This window comes from Saccharothrix isguenensis (assembly GCF_052936305.1).
Genome location: NZ_CP193626.1, coordinates 7,681,475 through 7,699,646, shown reverse-complemented (window position 1 = coordinate 7,699,646; position 18,172 = coordinate 7,681,475). Strand labels below are relative to the sequence as shown.

The 18,172-nt window shown below is 70.8% G+C and carries 16 protein-coding genes and 1 tRNA gene; 11 read left to right on the top strand and 6 right to left on the bottom strand.

From position 1 onward, the window contains the following. The first annotated feature begins 110 nt into the window (after nucleotides 1-110). Nucleotides 111-584: a hypothetical protein gene (locus ACRAKI_RS34810; protein ID WP_447004698.1), complete on the top strand. Its 474-nt coding sequence runs from the start codon at nucleotides 111-113 to the stop codon at nucleotides 582-584. 12 nt (nucleotides 585-596) lie between these two features. Here ACRAKI_RS34810 and ACRAKI_RS34805 read toward each other — a convergent pair whose 3' ends face one another. Then, a complete protein-coding gene (locus tag ACRAKI_RS34805) occupies nucleotides 597-1,067 on the bottom strand; it encodes a superoxide dismutase (RefSeq protein WP_447004697.1) in 471 nt (156 codons plus the stop codon). Between the two features lie 367 nt (nucleotides 1,068-1,434). On the opposite strand from ACRAKI_RS34805, the gene ACRAKI_RS34800 reads away from it, so the two are divergent. Continuing rightward, on the top strand, nucleotides 1,435-2,082 hold the full coding sequence (locus tag ACRAKI_RS34800) for an HAD family hydrolase (protein WP_447004696.1): 648 nt from the start codon (nucleotides 1,435-1,437) through the stop codon (nucleotides 2,080-2,082). Nucleotides 2,083-2,393: 311 nt separating this feature from the next. On the opposite strand, the gene ACRAKI_RS34795 is transcribed toward ACRAKI_RS34800, so the two are convergent. After that, nucleotides 2,394-2,469, bottom strand: a tRNA-Lys gene (locus ACRAKI_RS34795). 128 nt (nucleotides 2,470-2,597) lie between these two features. On the opposite strand from ACRAKI_RS34795, the gene ACRAKI_RS34790 reads away from it, so the two are divergent. After that, on the top strand, nucleotides 2,598-3,464 hold the full coding sequence (locus tag ACRAKI_RS34790; RefSeq protein ID WP_447004695.1) for an exodeoxyribonuclease III: 867 nt from the start codon (nucleotides 2,598-2,600) through the stop codon (nucleotides 3,462-3,464). A gap of 48 nt (nucleotides 3,465-3,512) precedes the next feature. Here ACRAKI_RS34790 and ACRAKI_RS34785 read toward each other — a convergent pair whose 3' ends face one another. Further along, complete coding sequence (locus tag ACRAKI_RS34785) at nucleotides 3,513-4,541, bottom strand: FAD-dependent monooxygenase (protein WP_447004694.1); 1,029 nt, start codon at nucleotides 4,539-4,541, stop codon at nucleotides 3,513-3,515. 57 nt (nucleotides 4,542-4,598) lie between these two features. Here ACRAKI_RS34785 and ACRAKI_RS34780 point away from each other — a divergent pair, with 57 nt between their 5' ends. The 5 genes from ACRAKI_RS34780 to ACRAKI_RS34760 all read left to right on the top strand — a co-directional run bounded on the left by ACRAKI_RS34780 (nucleotide 4,599) and on the right by ACRAKI_RS34760 (nucleotide 13,971). After that, nucleotides 4,599-5,144: a TetR/AcrR family transcriptional regulator gene (locus ACRAKI_RS34780; protein ID WP_447004693.1), complete on the top strand. Its 546-nt coding sequence runs from the start codon at nucleotides 4,599-4,601 to the stop codon at nucleotides 5,142-5,144. A gap of 54 nt (nucleotides 5,145-5,198) precedes the next feature. Continuing rightward, a complete protein-coding gene (locus tag ACRAKI_RS34775) occupies nucleotides 5,199-6,419 on the top strand; it encodes a hypothetical protein (RefSeq protein ID WP_447004692.1) in 1,221 nt (406 codons plus the stop codon). 80 nt (nucleotides 6,420-6,499) lie between these two features. After that, complete coding sequence (locus tag ACRAKI_RS34770; protein ID WP_447004691.1) at nucleotides 6,500-7,075, top strand: hypothetical protein; 576 nt, start codon at nucleotides 6,500-6,502, stop codon at nucleotides 7,073-7,075. Beyond that, nucleotides 7,076-9,073 (top strand): SPFH domain-containing protein, encoded by a 1,998-nt coding sequence (locus tag ACRAKI_RS34765; protein ID WP_447004690.1) that lies wholly within the window; start codon nucleotides 7,076-7,078, stop codon nucleotides 9,071-9,073. 38 nt (nucleotides 9,074-9,111) lie between these two features. Then, the gene (locus tag ACRAKI_RS34760; RefSeq protein WP_447004689.1) at nucleotides 9,112-13,971 is read left to right on the top strand and encodes a DNA repair ATPase; all 4,860 of its coding nucleotides are present in this window, start codon (nucleotides 9,112-9,114) and stop codon (nucleotides 13,969-13,971) included. A 96-nt stretch (nucleotides 13,972-14,067) separates the two neighbouring features. Here ACRAKI_RS34760 and ACRAKI_RS34755 read toward each other — a convergent pair whose 3' ends face one another. Beyond that, nucleotides 14,068-14,601, bottom strand: a complete 534-nt coding sequence (locus ACRAKI_RS34755; protein WP_447004688.1) for a hypothetical protein — start codon at nucleotides 14,599-14,601, stop codon at nucleotides 14,068-14,070. A 94-nt stretch (nucleotides 14,602-14,695) separates the two neighbouring features. On the opposite strand from ACRAKI_RS34755, the gene ACRAKI_RS34750 reads away from it, so the two are divergent. The 3 genes from ACRAKI_RS34750 (at nucleotide 14,696) to ACRAKI_RS34740 (ending at nucleotide 16,996) form a co-directional block, all read left to right on the top strand. Then, a complete protein-coding gene (locus tag ACRAKI_RS34750; protein WP_447004687.1) occupies nucleotides 14,696-15,568 on the top strand; it encodes an oxygenase MpaB family protein in 873 nt (290 codons plus the stop codon). Between the two features lie 182 nt (nucleotides 15,569-15,750). Continuing rightward, nucleotides 15,751-16,578, top strand: a complete 828-nt coding sequence (locus tag ACRAKI_RS34745; protein WP_447004686.1) for a glutamate ABC transporter substrate-binding protein — start codon at nucleotides 15,751-15,753, stop codon at nucleotides 16,576-16,578. Between the two features lie 214 nt (nucleotides 16,579-16,792). Continuing rightward, nucleotides 16,793-16,996, top strand: a complete 204-nt coding sequence (locus ACRAKI_RS34740) for a cold-shock protein (protein WP_015105489.1) — start codon at nucleotides 16,793-16,795, stop codon at nucleotides 16,994-16,996. A 117-nt stretch (nucleotides 16,997-17,113) separates the two neighbouring features. Here the strand turns inward: ACRAKI_RS34740 and ACRAKI_RS34735 are convergent, their stop codons facing one another. Then, nucleotides 17,114-17,422 carry a hypothetical protein gene (locus ACRAKI_RS34735; protein ID WP_447004685.1) on the bottom strand — a complete coding sequence of 103 codons (309 nt, stop codon included), beginning with the start codon at nucleotides 17,420-17,422 and terminating at the stop codon, nucleotides 17,114-17,116. Nucleotides 17,423-17,693: 271 nt separating this feature from the next. Beyond that, on the bottom strand, nucleotides 17,694-18,164 hold the full coding sequence (locus ACRAKI_RS34730; protein ID WP_447004684.1) for a hypothetical protein: 471 nt from the start codon (nucleotides 18,162-18,164) through the stop codon (nucleotides 17,694-17,696). Nucleotides 18,165-18,172 lie beyond the last annotated feature (8 nt).

Sequence of the window (18,172 nt, the reverse complement as noted above, 5' to 3'; positions counted from 1 at the left end):
GTCGTCGCCACACGCGAGAAACGCCGGAACCCGCCCTGGCAGCCGGCGCCGGTCCCGGACCTCGGTGAGACCCTTCACCCAGTCGGCGCAGGCATGGCAGTCTGCGCGCCATGAGGGCGTCGAAGGCATTGCCGCCGTTGACCAGGCGCGGCAGGGTGGTCTGCTGGTTCCTGATCGTGTTCATCGTGCTGGTCGGCCTCGGTGTCGGCGGGAGCCTGATCGGGACCGGGCTGGAAGGCCGTGCCGCCGTGGCCGAAGGGCCTGTCGGCGTCCTCACGCCCACCGACCGCCAGTGCGGCAAGAACGGCTGTTCGTGGATCGGCGACTTCGAGAGCGAGGACGGCGCGGTCGTCCGGGCCGGCGTGCCGCTGAACGACGCCGTGACGGTCCGCAAAGGGGATCCGACGCCGAGCCGGATCGCCGACGTGCGCCTGGCCGACGACCCGGAACGGCCGGCCGCCTACACCGCTGATTTCAACTGGGTCTCCTCGGTCGTCGGCGGTGCGTTCTTTCTGGCGGGCTGCTTGGTGGGAGGATTCGTGCTGGCACGGATGGTCAGGCGCTATCGACCGCGACGTGCCTGAACCGGGCCGCCGTCAGAAGGGCACGGTGATGCAGCCAAGCCGTGCGCCGGCCGTGCCCGCGTGGCCGGGTTCGGTGTGGGTGTGTTCCTCGTGCAGCACGATCGAACGGGGCCGCCGTTCACCGAACTGCCATTCGACCCGCGCAAAAGCCCTGCCGCGACCGTTCGCGTCGGTGGTGAAGTCGAGCCAGATCTCGTTGCGCGGGTTGGCGAAGGCGGGATCGGTGGCCCCGCCCTGCACGTGCTGGTAGTGAGGCCCGGAATCAGCCGGCAGTGGACCGCACGGGTCGACGTGCGCGTGGGCGCCGTAGTCGCGGTCGGGCAACAGGCCGGTGGTGTGCAGCAACACGACCGTGCCACCGGAGACAGGCGCGGCCACCACCGCGGCCCGTGCGCCGGTGGGCACGCGTGGGTCGTAGCTGGTCAACTCCCCCGACACGGGGGTGAACGAGGCGGCGAGGGCGAGTGCCACAGCGAGGTGCATGGAACCTCTCTAGCGGCCCGCGCACCGAGATTTCCAGTGACGTCACCCGTCGGTGTCCCCAGTCGGAGAATGCGAACCGGCGCGCTCGGCGACGCCGATAATCGGTTCGGCAGGCTATCGAATAAGCGGTGGCACACAAGCCGCTTGGTCCGGTCAAGATATCGCAGGGCACCGCACCTGTCGGCAGAATCGATCCGTTCGGCCCGACCGGTGATAGCGCAACTACGGTCCATGGTGGAGCCCCGGCTGTTGGGGCCCACGAATGCCCCACACAGTCCTTGTCGCTCCGGAGCAGCCCCCGCGCGGGCAATGGGGCCGGACCGATGCCGTTGTCGCGCGGCGAGTGCTGATGCCGTAGGAGTAGGGCATGGTGTCTGCGGTGGTGCTCGACGTCGGTGAGACCTTGCTGGACGACTCGCGGGAGTGGGGGGCGTGGGCCGACTGGATCGGGGTGTCCCGGCACACCTTCTCGACGGTGTTGGGTGCGGTGACCGCGGCGGGTCGGGACAACGCCGAGACGTTCCAGTACTTCCGGCCTGGGTTCGATGTTGCCCACCAGCGGGAGTTGCGGGAGCGGTCAGGGGTGGGCGAGCGCATCGAGAGCGGGGATCTGTACCCGGATGTGCGGACCGGGTTGGCGGGGTTGCGGCAGGCTGGGCTGTGGGTCGGGGTGGCCGGGAACCGGACTGCTCGGGGGGGCGAGCTGCTGCGGGGGTTGGAGTTGCCGGTGGACGGGATCGCCACGTCTGGTGAATGGGGTGTGGCCAAGCCTGCGCCAGAGTTCTTCGAGCGGGTCGTGGGCATGACGCCTGCGGCGGCTGCCGGTGATGTGCTCTACGTCGGTGATCACCGTGACAACGATGTCGTCGCCGCCAAAGCGGCTGGGCTGAGTACTGCGCTGATCCGGCGTGGGCCGTGGGGGCACCTGTGGGCCGATGATCCGTTGGTGCGTCGTGATGCCGATTGGGTGATCGACTCGCTGCACGATCTGCCCGAGCTGTTGGGGAAGGCGTGAGCGGATAGGCCGGTGTGTCGGTTCAGCGCGCGCTGGCCGCTTGCGGACGTTGCGAGACGGGCTGACACCGGCCATGCGGGCGCTGGACGGCCTGGCGCTCTACGCGGGGTGGCCGGCGGAGACAAGTGGGCTGACGACCACCGGAGGGCCAAGGCGCTGCGCTCGATGGGGCGATGCCTCAAGACGTGTACACGGGGCGGTCGCCGGAGCGGATGCGCTCACGGCTGATCAGCACTGACGGCGAACAATTCGGGGGTGAGTGGGGATTCGGCTCCTGCCCAATTCCCCGTCACCGCTTTGACCAGCGCTTTTGGTGGGCCGCCAGGGACTCGAACCCTGAACCCGAAGATTAAAAGTCTCCTGCTCTGCCAATTGAGCTAGCAGCCCTCGGGCGACAGCTTACCGAGACCCGGACGGCTGGTGAGTCGGGGTGGTCGGGTCTTCGGTGTGGGTGCGGTCACGTGTTGGGTGGGCGCGGGTGCTTGCGGTGCAGGTCAAGGGGGATCGGGGCTACGGTGGGACGGGTGCGGGTCGTTACCTGGAACGTGAACTCGGTCAAGCAGCGGGCGCCTCGGTTCTTGCCGTGGCTCGACCAGCGGCAACCCGACGTCGTCTGCCTCCAGGAGACCAAGCTCGCCGACGACGCCTTCACCGCGCTCCTCGGCGACGAGCTGGCCGGGCGCGGTTACCAGGTGGCGGTGCACGGGGAGGGTCGCTGGAACGGGGTGGCGATCCTTTCCCGGGTCGGCTTGGACGACGTCGTCAAAGGCCTTCCCGACGGCCCCGGTTTCCCGCACCCCGAGGCGCGGGCGGTCGCTGCCACGTGTGGTGGGGTGCGGGTGCACTCGGTGTACGTGCCCAACGGCCGGACGCCCGACTCGGACCACTACCACTACAAGCTGGCCTGGCTGGCAGCCTTGCGGGACGTCGTGGCGGCGGGTCCGGAGGCCGTCGTCGTCTGCGGTGACGTCAACATCGCGCCCGCCGACGCCGACGTCTTCGACCCGGCCGCCTACGTCGGCCACACGCACGTGACCGCCCCCGAACGCGAGGCGCTCGCCGCACTCCAGGCCGCCGGCCTGCACGACGTCGTCCGCGACCGGTGGCCGGACGAGCGCGTCTTCACCTACTGGGACTACCGCGCCGGCATGTTCCACCAGGACCTCGGCATGCGCATCGACCTCGTCCTGGCGTCGGACCCGGTCGCGGCACGGGTCGAGGCGGCGTGGGTGGACCGGCACGCGCGCAAGGGCACCGGACCCAGCGACCACGCGCCGGTGATCGTCGACCTGGACGAGGCCCCGGACGGCGACATCGGGCCGGTCGTGCCGCCGCCGTCCGCTCCCCGAGCCCGCAAGTCCGTCAAGCTGCCCCAGTCCTAGCCGACGATCCTGACCACCAGGCCTGATCAACAGCCCGGGTGAACAGCCCTAGCCGGCGAGTTCGTCGCGTTCGATGTCGGCGGTCCACGACTCGGTGCGCCACTGGCGGCGCAGGGCCAGCGCCAGGGCCACCCGCAGCCCGGCGTCACGGACACGGGTCAGCCGGCGCACCCGGGCCAGCCGGTTGAACCGGAGCGACCGGGCCGCCAACCGCTGCGTCACCGGCCGCCGCTCCCGCTCGTACGCGCGCAGACCCGACTCGACGTCCCCGGTCAGGCACTCGGCCAGCACCGTCCCGTCGATGATCGCCTGGCACGCGCCCTGCCCGAGGTCGGGCGTCATGGCGTGCGCGGCGTCGCCGATCAGGGCCACCTTGCCCGCCACGTAACGCCGCAGCGGCGCCAGGTACAGCAGCTCGTGCCGCATCACGTCGGAGGTCGAAGCGAGGATCCGCGGGATCGGGTCGTGCCAGTCGGCGAAGTGCGAGAGGTCGTCGGCCATCGCGTACCAGTTCGTGTGCCCGCCCGCCTGCGGGTTGAGGCCGAACTTGACGCCCCTGCCCCACGTCTCGCCGCCCGTCGCGACGGGGAAGTCGACCGTGCCGCGCCAGCCGATCGCGCCGGACGTGCGGATCTCCGCGTCGAACAGCTCGCCGCGCACCGCGCTGTGGATGCCGTCGGCCCCCACGACCAGGTCGTACCCGGCGCAGTCGGCCAACGCCGCCGACGTCCCGAACCGCACGACCCCCGGCGGCAACGCGTCCGCCAGCACCCCGAGCAGCGCGGGCCGGGTGAGCAGGTGGACGGAGTTCGCGCCGAGGGTCGCGATCAGCGTGCCGTCCGGTCTGCGCAGGGCGCCATCGGGTTGCCGCCGGCCGACCCGCCGCGCGGCGTCGCCCACCCCGAGCCGGTCCAGCGCCCGCATCGCATCCGGCCGGATCCCCAGCCCGGTCCCGACTCCGGCCAACGCCTCGGCACGTTCGAAGACGGTCACCTCCCACCCGTGCCGGCGCAAGCCGACCGCGGCGGCCAGGCCGCCGACCCCTCCACCGATGACCGCTGCGCGTCGAAGTCCCATGCACGCCACCGTACTACAGCTGTAGTACAATATACTACGGGTGTAGTGTGGTCCTTGATGACCAAGCAGCAGCAGGTGCTCGACGCCGCGATCCGCGTGTTGGGCACGGGTGGCATGCGCCAGCTCACCCACCGCGCCGTCGACGCCGAAGCGGGCCTCCCGCAGGGATCGACGTCCAACCACTTCCGCACCCGGGACGCGTTGATCACCGCCGTCCTCGGCCGCCTCCTCGAACGGGAGACCGAGCTCTGGGGCAGCCTCGCCGGCGACGTCACCACCCCCGACGCCTTCGCCCGGACCGTCGGCGCCCTGGTCGAACGGCTCGCCGCCGACCCCACGGTCACCCTCGCCCGCCACGCGCTGTTCGTCGAGGTCGCCCAACGGCCGGAGCTGCGCCCCGAAGTGGAACGGGCGCACCGCGAGATCGCGAGCTGGGCCGTCCCCCTGATCGCCGGTCTCGGCTCGACCGACCCGCGGACCGACCTGGCCGTGCTGCTCGCCCTGATCGACGGCCTGCTGACGAACCACCTGGCCGACCCGCGCCGGGACTTCGACCCCACCGCGGCCGTCCGCAGGGTGCTCGGGGGGATCCTCGCCGGCTGACCCGTCCGCTCCGACATCATGTGCCGCGACCCGCCCCGGCCCCGAGGAGCAGACGTGGCAGACCACGTGACGCAGGCGTACCTGGACGACGAGAGCGTGCACGGGGTGATGGGGCGGCTCGACCTGCCGCCACACCTCGAAGCCGCCTACGGCCACCGGTTAGTCGGCCGGCCGTTCTTCCTGGACGAGAGCACCGCGCACAGCGTCGCGGCCGACGTGCTGGACTTCTTCGACCTCGTCTTCTCCCTGCCGGAGAAGATGTTCGACGGCAGCTTCGCCCGCTTCGCCGACGCCCTGGGCATCCCGCCCGCCGAAGCCGCCCTGATGGGCTCGGAACGGCCGCCGAGGCACGGCCGCGCGGACATCTACCGCGTCGGCGACGACTTCCGGCTGCTGGAGATCAACGCGGGCTCCCCGCTCGGCGGCCCGGACCTCGGCGAGCTGGCCCGCGCCATCCACCAGGACCCCGGCTTCCAGCCGTTCGTCCGCGAGCACGGCCTGAGCTACTTCGACCCGATCGAGAAGCTGCTCGACGCCGTCGGCCGCGACCGCACCATCGCGTTCCTCGAAGAGGGCGGCATGCTGGCGCGGTTCGCCAAGGGGTTCGCCAGCATCCGGGAGGCCTGCGCGCGGCACGGCGTCGACGTGCTGCTCGGCGAGCTGGACGAGCTGACCGAGCGCAACGGCCACCTCCACCTGCGCGGAACGAAGCTCGACGTGGTGGTCCGGTACTTCTCCGCGAAGCAGGCAGTCGGCCACGCGGAGATCCTGGCGAAGGGCCACAAGACCGAGCTGTACACGCCGTTGTCCAGCTACCTGTACGGCAACAAGTCCACCCTCGCGCTGCTGTCGGAGCACCGCGAGAAGCTGACCGACGCCGAGCGGGCGCTGGTGGACCGGCTGCTGCCGTGGACCCGCTACCTCCGGGACGTGCCGCTGGACGAGGTCCGCGGCAACCGGGAGAACCTGATCGTCAAGGCGGCGGGCGAGTTCGCGGGCACCGGCGTCCACCCCGGCTGGCTGATGACCGACAAGGAGTGGGCCGAACTCCTCGACGACGTCGAGAAGGAGCCGTACGTCGTGCAGGAACGCGTGCGCCCCACGCCGGACGTCGTCCCCGGCGACGATCGGCCGTGGGTGACGGTGTGGGGCTGGTTCGTGACGGACGCCGGGTTCGCGGGCATGAGCATCCGGTCGATGCCGTTCGCGGACGGCGCGGTGGTCAGCTACGCGGGCAACGGCTTGACCAGGGTGTCGGGCCTGCTGGTGCACTGACCGGGTTGTTCCGACCGCGTTGTGTCATTCCGCTCAGATCGCTCTCAGGAACCGGTTAGAGTCCGGTCAAAGGGGGCCACATGGGGCAGTTCTTCGCGGCGGCACTGGATTTTCCCGTCGTCCTGCTGACCATCCTGCTGGTCGTCGTCCTCGTCTTCTGGCTGCTGGCCGCCTTCGGGGTGGCGGACACCGACTGGGTGGAGCTGGACATCGGCGGCGTGCCCGCGACGGTCGGCATCTCGTTGATGATCGTGTTCTCGTGGTTCGCGTGCCTGGCGGGCACTGTCCTGTTGCGACCGTCGACGGCGGTCGCCGCGGCCGTGCTCGCCGGGGCGCTCCTCGTCGGGCTGGTGCTGACCCGGCTGGTGATGACGCCGTTGAAGCGGCTGTTCCCGGCGGACCCGCCCGCGTCCCGGCTGGACTTCGTCGGCCGCCGGTGCGTCATCCGGACCGGCAGCGTGACGCAGACGTTCGGCCAGGCCGAGGTCACCGCCGCGGACGGTTCGTCGGCCGTCGTGCAGGTGCGCCAGCCGGGCCGGGACCCACTCACCGCGGGCACCGCAGCGGTGATCTTCGACTACGACGCGGACGGCGAGTTCTTCTGGGTCGCTGCCCTCTGGAACGAAAGCCCTACGACCACACTGGGGGACCACTAGATGGATGTCATCACCACCGGGTTCGGCATTCTCGTCGCCGTCATCCTGGTCGTCGTGATCGGGCTGCTGCTCCTCGTCAGCCGCCTGTTCCGCAAGATCGACCAGGGCAAGGCGCTGATCATCTCCAAGGTGCGCAAGGTGGACGTCACGTTCACCGGCGCCGTGGTGCTGCCCGTGCTGCACCGCGCGGAGGTCATGGACATCTCGGTGAAGACCATCGAGATCCGCCGTGCCGGGCAAGAGGGCCTGATCTGCCAGGACAACATCCGGGCCGACATCCGCATCACCTTCTTCGTGCGGGTCAACAAGACCGTCGAGGACGTCATCAAGGTCGCCCAGGCCATCGGCACCGCCCGCGCCAGCGACGAGACCACGCTCCAGGAGCTGTTCAACGCCAAGTTCTCCGAGGCACTGAAGACGGTCGGCAAGCAGCTCGACTTCATCGACCTCTACACCAAGCGCGACGAGTTCCGCGACCGGATCATCCAGGTCATCGGCACCGACCTCAACGGCTACAGCCTCGAGGACGCGGCGATCGACTACCTCGAGCAGACGCCGATGTCGCAGCTCAACCCGTCGAACATCCTCGACGCCCAGGGCATCCGCAAGATCACCGAGCTGACCGCGATCGAGCACGTCCGGACGAACGAGTTCACCCGGCACGAGGAGAAGGAGATCACGCGCCAGAACGTCGAGGCGCGCGAGGCGATCCTGGAGCTGGAGCGCCGCCAGGCGGACGCGGAGATCAAGCAGAAGCGCGAAGTCGAGACGATGCGCGCCCGTGAGGAGGCGGAGACCGCGAAGGTGCAGGCCGAGGAACGCCTCAAGGCCAACACCGCGCACATCCGCACCGACGAGCAGCTGGGCATCCAGACCGAGAACAAGGCGCGCGAGATCGCGGTGGCGGAGAAGAACCGCGAGCGCGTGATCGCGATCGAGACCGAGCGCATCGAGAAGGACCGGATGCTCGAGGTCATCGGCCGCGAGCGCGAGACCGAGCTGTCCCGGATCTCCGCGGACAAGGAGGTCGAGGGCGAGAAGCGGGCCATCGCCGAGGTGGTGCGCGAGCGGATCGCGGTGGAGAAGACCGTGGCCGAGCAGGAGGAGATCATCAAGCGGTTGCGCGCGGTCGAGGAGGCCGAGCGGACCCGCCAGACGATGGTGATCCACGCCGAGGCGCAGGCCCAGGAAGGCCTCGTCAAGGACATCAAGGCCGCCGAGGCCGCCGAGCAGGCCGCGAAGTTCAAGGCCCGCGAGGAACTGGTGCTCGCCGAGGCGCGCCAGCAGGCCGCCGAGCTGGACACCCGCGCCATGATCCGCCTCGCCGAGGGCAAGCAGGCGGAGGCGGCGGCGGCCGGCCTGGCCGAGGTGCAGGTGCGCGAGCGCGACGCGGAGGCGATCGAGAAGGTCGGCCGCGCCGAGGCCGCGGTGGGCAAGGAGAAGGCGCTGGTCGAGGCGCTGGCGATCCGCGAGAAGCTGAAGGGCGAGGCCGAGGGGCTGGCCGACAAGGCGGGCGCCATGGCCGCGTTGGACGACGCCACCCGCGAGCACGAGGAGTACCGGCTCCGGCTGGAGGCCGACAAGGAGGTCCGGCTCGCCGGGATCGACGTGCAGCGGCAGATCGCCGAGTCGCAGGCGCTGGTGCTGGCGGCGGGCCTGGAGCACGCCGACATCGACATCATCGGCGGCGACAGCATGTTCTTCGACCGGATCGTCGGCGCCATGACGGTCGGCAAGCAGGTCGACGGGTTCATCGAGCACTCCGACGTGGCGAAGTCGCTGGCCAAGCCGTGGCTCGACGGGTCGGCGAGCTTCACCGACGACATCGGTCGGCTGCTCGGCTCGCTGAACACCGCTGACGTGCAGAACCTGACCGTGTCCGCCCTGCTGCTCAAGCTGATCAACTCCGGTGGTCCGGACGAGGGCAAGCTGCGCGAGCTGCTGGCCGCCGCCCAGAACCTGGGTGTGGCCGAGCGGCCGGTCGCCTCGCTGTCGTGACCGCTCCAAGGGAGGCAAGCCCAGCGGAGGCAAGCCCAGTGGAGGCGGCCCCGGCGGTAGCGACGTTGGAGGCGGGCACCTACGAGGTGCTGCGGGCCCGGCTGGCCGACCAGGCCGCCGGGCTCGCCCGCCGGGCGGAAGCGCTCAACACCCGCCGGCTGGAGGTGTTCGGCAGTGCCGAGCTGACGTTGCTCGGCACCGAGCGCATCCGCACCGAGCACAACTGCGTGCCGCGCGACTGCGTCCCTGTCTCCTACGGCGACGGGCACGGGTGGCAGGGCGCCGGGCTGATGCTGTTCGGCTACAACGTCTTCATCGGCCTCAAGCCGGAGACGACGGTCGACGACGTGTTCTCGCTGCACCGCTTCACCCGCGACGGTGACGCGTTCCGGTTCGAGGACGCGGCGGACGGCGAGCTGCCCGGCCTGCTGCGCGACCCGCAGTTCGAGCGGGACTTCGCCGAGCTGTACCGGTACTACCGGGACACCCGGCTGGTCCAGCTGCGCCGGCTGGAGGGCAGGCTGCTGGCCGTGTTCCAGACCGGCGCCCGGATCGAGGACATCCGGGTGCTGCGCTGGCAGGTCGGCGTGGACGGCACGGTCAAGTACCTGGACAACCGGGGCGAGCGCGACCACGTGTTCCCGGCGTCGCACGACTTCGAGTGGATCCCGACCGGCCGCGAGCACCACGTGCTGGGCCGCCACCCGCACATCTCCATCGAGGACGAGGTCTTCGTCGAGACCATCAACGGCGACCTCACCATCAAGGTGGAGGACAACACCGAGACCGGCGAGGGCATCTACCGGGAACCGGTGGACGAGCCGCTGCAGTCGCTGGCCGACGGCGAGGTGCACTACGCGCGGGTCGGCTCGCTGATCCTGCTGCGCATCCGCCCGTACAACGAGACCGCGTGGCGGCACCTGGTGTTCAACACCCGCACCAGGTCCGTGGTGAAGCTGGACGGCATCGGCCAGGCGTGCCAGCGGCTGCCCGAGGACCAAGGCCTGATCTTCCCCGGCGGCTACTACCTGACCACGGGGATCAGCAAGACGTTCGACACCCCCGTGGACGAGCTGGAGTTCGAGCGGGTCATCCGGTCCACCAACGGCGAGGACGTGCTGTACGTCTTCCACGCCCGCCGTGACGGGCGGTCGCTGCTGCTGCCGTACAACGTGATCCGCAAGGAAGTGGCGAACCCGTTGTCGTGCCACGGGTTCTCCCTGTTCGACGACGGCACGCTGGTCGTGTTCCGCGCGTCGAGCGACGAGCCGACCCGCGTGCACCCGATGCAGGTGTGGCAGACCCCGTACCTGTCCGACACGTACACCGCCGCGCAGCCGGTCGGCACCGGTCCGCTGGAGCGGGTCGGGAACGCCGACCTGGTGCGCGGCATCTCCGACTGCCTGTCGGTGAGCCGGATGGTCGGCGAGATGGCGCCGTCCGTGGCGGTGTTCGAGGACCTGATCGCCTCGTGCACCAGGGTGTTCGACGCCTACCACTGGCTGGGCGAGGCGGAACTGGAGGACCTGCGCACCCCGTTGACGGAGGTGCGGGCCACCGCCGAGCAGGTGCTGGACGAGTTCGAGACCGTGCAGGCGTTGAGCGACCAGGCGTCGGCCGCGTTGGCCGAGGCGGCCGACCGGGTCGCGTCCATGGTCCGCCGGGTGCGCGGCGAGGTGCCGGCCTCCGCCGACGCGTGGGTGCGGCAGCTGGCCGGCCTGCGGCAGGCGCAGGGGCACCTGGTCACGTTGAAGGAGATGCGCTACGTCGACGTGGCGCGCATCGACGCCCTGGTCTCGTCGCTGGCCGACGAGCTGGGGGAGACCGCGCTGCGGGCGGTCGAGCACCTGCGCCGGGACGACGCGTTCACCGGCTACCACGAGCAGGTCGAGGCGCTGGTCGGCAAGGCGGACGGCATCCGCACGGTCGCCGAGGCCGTCCCGGTGGTCGAGGAGCTGGGCGAGCAGCAACGCGGCCTGGAGGTGCTGACCGAGGTCGTCGGCTCGCTGGACATCGCGGACGCCACCGTGCGCACGTCGATCCTCGAACGCATCGGCGAGGTGCTGGGCGGCCTGAACCGGGCACGGGCGACCGTGGACGGTCGCAGGCGCGCCCTGCTGGCCACCGAGGGCCGGGCCGAGTTCGCCGCCGAGTTCGCGCTGCTCGGACAGGCCATCACGGGCGCGCTGGCGGTCGCGGACAGCCCGCAGCGGTGCGACGAGCAGCTGGGCCGGCTGCTGCTGCAGCTGGAGAACCTGGAGTCGCGGTTCGGCGAGTTCGACGACTTCCTGACCCGGCTCGGCGACAAGCGGACCGACGTCTACGAGGCGTTCTCGTCACGCAAGCAGGCGTTGCTGGACGACCGCGCCCGCCGTGCCGACCGGCTCGCCTCCTCCGCCGACCGCATCCTGGTCAGCGTGACCCGGCGGGTGGCGTCGCTGGCGTCGTTGGACGAGGTCAACACCTACTTCGCGTCCGACCCGATGGTCGCCAAGATCCGGTCGGTGGCGGACGAGCTGCGCGCCCTGGGCGACCAGGTGCGGGCGGAGGAGCTGGACGGCCGGGTGCTCGCCGCGCGCCAGGAGGCGGGTCGCTCGCTGCGCGACCGGCTGGACCTGTTCGACGGCGAGACCATCCGGCTCGGCAAGCACCGGTTCGCGGTGAACACCCAGCCGATGGACCTGACCCTGGTGCCGAAGGACGGCGCGCTGGCGTTCGCCATCACCGGCACCGACTTCCGCGCGCCGGTGCGCGACCCGGAGTTCGCCGACACCAAGCCGTTCTGGGACCAGCTGGTGGTGTCGGAGACCGCCGAGGTGTACCGGGCGGAGCACTTGGCCGCGTCGATGCTGGCCACCCACCCGTTGGACGACCTGCACGCCGCCGTCACCGAAGGACGGTTGCCGGACCTGGTGCGGCAGGTCGCCGAGTCACGGCTGGACGAGGGTTACGAGCGGGGCGTGCACGACCACGACGCGGCCCGGATCCTCGACGTGCTGCTGCGGTTGCACGCGGGCGCGGGCGTGCTGCGGTACCCGCCCGGCGCTCGTGCGGCGGCGCAGTTGTTCTGGGCCGAGGCCTCGGAGGAGGCGCGGGCTTCGTGGTCGCGGCGGGCGGCGTCGCTGGGGCGGGCGCGGGCGGCGTTCGGCCACACGGCGGCGATCGACGAGCTGTGCGCGGAGCTGTCGTCGCTGGCCGGTGATCCGCTGGCCGGCGAGTACCTGTTCGAGGAGCTGTGCGGCGCGCCGGTCGGGTTCGCCACGAGTGCGGGAGCGCGCGCTCTGGTGGACTCGTTCCACCGGGCGTTGGCCGGGCGCAAGGAGTACGACGACGACCTGCGGGCGTTCAGCGACCTCGCGGTGCGGCGTCGGCTGGTGGAGGGCTGGTACGAGGCGTTCCTGGCGGGCAGGGAGGAACCGGACCTGCCCGAGGCGGTGGCCCTAGAACTGTGCCGCGACCTGCCCCGGTACGAGTCGTCCGCCCAGTTGCAGGCCACTGTGGACGGTCTGCTCGGCACGCACCCGCGGATCACCGACCGGGTGCTGGAGGTCCGGCTGGACGAGCTGCTGACCCGGACGCGCGCGTTCCGCGAGGAACGCGTGCCCGCCTACCGCGCGTACCAGCGTCGGCGGAACGAGGTCGTGGCCCGTGAACGGGCGCGGCTGCGGCTCGACGAGTTCCAGCCCAAGGTGATGAGCGCGTTCGTCAGGAACCGGTTGCTGGACGAGGTCTACCTGCCGCTGATCGGCGACAACCTGGCCAAGCAGCTCGGCGCGGCGGGTGACGCGAAGCGCACCGACCAGATGGGCCTGCTGCTGCTCATCTCGCCGCCCGGCTACGGCAAGACGACGCTGATGGAGTACGTCGCCAACCGGCTGGGGCTGGTGTTCGTCAAGGTCAACGGCCCGTCGCTGGGCCACGACGTGACGTCCGTCGACCCGGCCGACGCGCCGAACGCCACCGCGCGGCAGGAGGTCGAGAAGATCTCGTTCGCGCTGGAGGCGGGCAACAACGTCCTGCTGTACCTGGACGACATCCAGCACACGTCACCCGAGCTGCTGCAGAAGTTCATCTCGCTGTGCGACGCGCAGCGGCGGATGGAAGGCGTGTGGGACGGCGGCACGCGCACGTACGACATGCGCGGCAAGCGGTTCGCGGTGTGCATGGCCGGCAACCCGTACACCGAGTCGGGGCAGCGGTTCCGGATCCCCGACATGCTCGCCAACCGCGCGGACGTGTGGAACCTGGGCGACGTGCTGTCCGGGCGCGAGGAGCTGTTCGCGCTGAGCTACGTCGAGAACGCGCTGACGTCGAACCCGGTGCTCGCGCCGCTGTCCACCCGTGACCGGGGTGACGTGGAGCTGCTGGTGCGGATGGCGCGGGGCGAGGACGTGCGGGCCGATCGGCTCGTGCACCCGTACACGTCGGTGGAGCTGGAGCAGGTGCTGTCCGTGCTGCGGAAGGTGCTGCGCGTGCAGGAGGTCGTGCTGGCGAACAACCAGGCGTACATCGCTTCGGCCGCCCAGTCCGACGCCTCGCGGGTCGAGCCGCCGTTCCAGCTCCAGGGCTCGTACCGGAACATGAACAAGCTGGCGGAGAAGGTCGTGCCGGTGATGAACGACGCCGAGCTGGCCGCCGTGATCGACGACCACTACGTCGGCGAGGCGCAGACGCTGACGTCCGGCGCCGAGGCGAACCTGCTCAAGCTGGCCGAACTGCGCGGCACCCTCACCCCCGCCCAGGCCGCCCGCTGGCAGGAGGTGAAGTCGGCGTACGTCCGGGCCCAGGCCCTGGGTGGCTCCGACGACGACCCGATGAGCCGTGCGGTGGGCGCGGTAGCCCTCCTGTCCGACCGCGTGGGCACCGCCCTCGACCGCCTCGCCCCTCCCGAGCGCTGAACCCACCCGTTCCGAACGCAGGACTCACCCCGCGCCCCGCGTGAGTCCTGCGTTCGGAACACCCGGATGTGACGCTCAGAACTCAGGGCGGGCGGGTCAGTCGGCGCGTTCGCAGGCGACGCGGTCGTGGTCGCGGTCGAGGTAGTGGCGGTCCCAGCCGACCACCTCGATCCGGGTGGTGCCCCGCTCGTGCAGCCAGTCGCACTTGCGCCACACCCCGCGCGGGAAGCGCAACGGCACGCACGGGCCCTCGGTCACGTACGAGGGATCGCAGCCCTCGCCCGAAGACGGCGGAGCGGACGACGTGCTCTCGTCCGGATCGCTGGACGACGGCGTCGGCGGCGGAGGGGGCGGCGCGGTCTGCTCGGTCGTCGTCGGCACTGGGACGTCCACGGGCGGAACCGGGCGGGGCACCGGCGGGGCGATGACCACCGCGCTGGTCGTGGGGCGGTTCGCCTGGACCGTGGTCGTGTAGCTGGCGCTCATCACGCCGGGCACCGCTCGGCTCACCTCCACCCGGCGCACGTCGACCGGCCTCGGTTCGTTGACCGTGAGCGCCACGGACACGAGCCCACCGGTCGCGAGTAACAGCGCGACCCCGGCGAAGGCGACGCTCTTGCCACTGCTCATCCCAGCACCCGCTCCGACGCTCCACGGTGTCACGTGAAATCGTTCGCCAGGCAAAAGGCGTTACGCCCCAGACCGTTCCGCCACGCTCGAACGGGTGACGCGAACCGCCGCGCGTGGCACCATCGGCCAGGTGGACGCAGGGCTGCTCGGACCCGGGACGGTGACCTGGCAGCTGCACGCCGACCCCGCCATGTGGGTCGCCGGCATCGCGAGCCTCTACCTCCAGGCCCTCCACCCGCGCGCGGTCGCCGCCATCGTCCAGAACTCGAACTTCCGCCAGGACCCGCTCGGCCGCCTCAAGCGCACCGCGAGCTTCGTCGGCACGGTCAGCTACGGCTCCACCGAAGAGGTCGAACGGGCCGCCGCCCGCGTCCGCGACCTGCACCGCACACTCCGCGCGAAGGACGCCGACGGCGGGACGTTCCGCATCGACGACCCCCACCTGCTGCTCTGGGTGCACTGCGCCGAGGTCCACAGCTTCGTCACCGTCCTGCGGCGTGCCGGCTACCGGCTCACCGACGCCCAGGTCGACCGCTACTACGACGAGCAGCGCCGCACCGCCGCCCTCGTCGGCCTGCACGAGGACGAAGTGCCCGGCAGCGCCCGCGAGATGGGCGACTACTTCGCCGCGACGCTCCCCGAGCTGAAGCGCACCGAGGACTCCGAGGCGGTGTACCGCTTCCTGCACCGCCCGCCCGTCGACGGCGTGCTGCGCCTGGGCCTGGACGCCTACGAGCCGCTGCTCGGCCACCTCGCGTACTCCGTGCTGCCGCCGTGGGCCATCGCCCTGCACGGCCACCGCCCCTACCCCGAACCAGCCGCCACCGTTCTCCTGCGCGGACTTCGGACCGCCGCACTGCTGGTGCCCGCGCCGATCCGCTGGGGCGTGCCGGAGGGGCACGTGAACAAGGCCATCCGCCGGCTCGGCTGCCGCGTGGCGCCCAGGCGGTCCCTCCTGCCGTCCTAGACCCCGTGCCGTCACCGGGCTCACAGCGCGGATTGGGCCGAACGGCGTAGTGAACCGGGCCGGTGCGACCTTCGTCGCACCGGCCACCGTGCCCGGTTTGCTTAGCATGGGCAACGTCCGGTGCGTCGATCCGCGCCTGCGTCGAGAGCCCGAGTCCGAGCACCCCCGAGAGGCCCCAGCTCATGCTGTTCCGAAGAATGCTGCCCGCAGCCGCCCTGGTCACGGCCCTGACCACGACCGCGGCGTGTGGTGGCCCGAGCGGCGACACCCTGGCCGGCAAAGCCCACGACGGCACGCTGACCATCGGCATCCGGTTCGACCAACCGGGTCTCGGGCAGCGCAGGCTGGACGGCAAGTTCGTCGGCTTCGACGTGGACGTCGCCAAGTACGTGGCGGCCCAGCTCGGCGTCGACGAGGACGGCATCACCTGGAAGGAAGCCCGGTCCGCCGACCGGGAGAAGCTGATCGCCGCCGGCGACGTGGACTTCGTCGTCGCCACCTACTCGATCACCGACAAGCGCAAGGAGCAGGTGTCGTTCGCCGGCCCCTACTTCCAGACCGGCCAGGGCGTGCTGGCCCGCTTCACCGACGACCAGATCACCGGCCCGGAGACGTTGAACGGCAAGAAGCTGTGCTCCGTCGCCGGCTCGACGTCCGCGCAGAAGGTGAAGGACCAGTTCGCGCAGGATGTGCAGCTGGTCGAGTACGGCCAGTACTCCGACTGCGTCGTCGCCCTGCTCGCCGAGAACGTGGACGCGGTGACCACCGACGAGGTGATCCTCGCCGGGTACGTGGCGGAGAACCCCGAGCTGCTGAAGCTCGTCGGTGAACCGTTCACCACCGAGCGGTACGGCGTCGGCCTCGCCAAGGACGACGCGAAGGGCCGGGCCGACGTCAGCGCGGCCATCGAGAAGATGGTCGGCTCCGGCGAGTGGCGGTCCGCGCTGGAGCGGAACATCGGGCAGGCGGACGTGCGGCTGCCCGACCCGCCCGAGGTGACCGAGAAGTAGATTTCCGGTTGACCAAAGGCTTCGGGGCAGTAGTGCTGAGCGTGGCCAACCGATACGCTCAGCCACGCAGGCCGTGGTTTCTGTGTTCGTGTCTCACGCTCGCGGAACGACACGCGGGCGTGCCGCCTCCGCTCCCGTTGGTGGGGGAGAACGCCCCGGGACGGCCGGGGCTGCACGGTGCAGTCCCAAGCTTCCCTGCGATGGAGGCAGGTACATGGCACTGGGCACTGTCAAGTGGTTCAACTCCGAAAAGGGCTTCGGCTTCATCGCGCAGGAGAACGGCGGGCCGGACGTCTTCGTGCACTACTCGGAGATCCAGGGTCAGGGTTTCCGCACCCTGGAGGAGAACCAGCGGGTCGAGTTCGAGATCGGTCAGGGCACCAAGGGCCCGCAGGCCCAGAACGTGCGCAAGGTCTGATCGCGGAGATAGTCCACGCTCCACCGACGTTCCGGCACGACCGACGTTCCAGCACGACGCAGGCCCCCGACCGGGATGGTCGGGGGCCTGCGTCGTGTGTCGGCGTTCCGCCGGAAGCTAGAACCCGCGCTGGCGGGCTTCCCACTCCAGTCGCTGCATGACCCACTCGGTGGCCAGGGCCTGGGGGGACGTCTGCCGCTCGGCGGCCAGTTCCTTCAGCTGCTCGTTCGCCACCAGCTGGAGGCGGAGCTGGTAGACCTGCGCGTTGCCGAAGCTGGTGCCGGCGGTCGTCTCCGCGTCTGTCGCCTCCGGCGCGAGGGCCGCGAGGTACGACTCCAGCTCGTCGTCGGCGGGCACGACTTCGTCTTCACGGTCGGACGGGCGGTGGCGGCCGGACTTCGACCGCCCAAGGGATCCAAGAGGCACCGCGTCACGATAACGGTTGGATTGCGAAGTCGGCCGAACTGTGGCCTGGGTCACAAGCGTGTGCATGGAGAGGCCCCCGCGCCAGGGGGAGGAACGCGGGGGCCGGAGGGGATCTCCACAGGCGCTGACCGGGGGTGTGTCAGCAATTCGGATTGTTGCACGCGCAGGTGGGACTGGGGAGTGGGTTGAACCGAAATCTTCAGGTAGTGGATGGCGGAAACCCGTACCCGGCCCCGATGTGGTCCTCGGGGCCGCGCCGGCGGTGGTACGCCTAGGGGGTGGCCGGATCGTCCGGCGGGGGCTCCAGGTTCGTGATCTCGCCCTCCAGCCGCTGCACCAGGTCTTCGAGGCCCGCGAGCATCCCGTCGAGCTCGCTCATCTTGTCGTTCATCAACCGGTCGATGTCCGCCTCGATCGCGGACAGCGAGAGGCTGCCGAACAACTCCTGCGGGTTCGGCGGCACGGCCCCCGCTTCTGCCGGGCCTTCGGCGTCGGCGCTCGCTTCGGTCCGGCTTTCGGCTCGCGCTCCGCGGCCGGCCGCTTCGGCCCCTGCCGGATCGGCGGTCTCGACCGGATCGGTCGACCGGGACTCCGCCGGGCCGGGTTTGGTGGCCGCCAGGTCCGGCTCATGCGTCTCGGTCGGCTGCTGGGCCGCCGCGGGCGGGTCCGCGGCCGGCGGCGTGGCGTTCGCGGCATCCGTCACGGCGGGTTCCGGCGTCTGCCCCGGTACCGGTTCGGTCATGGGTTGCA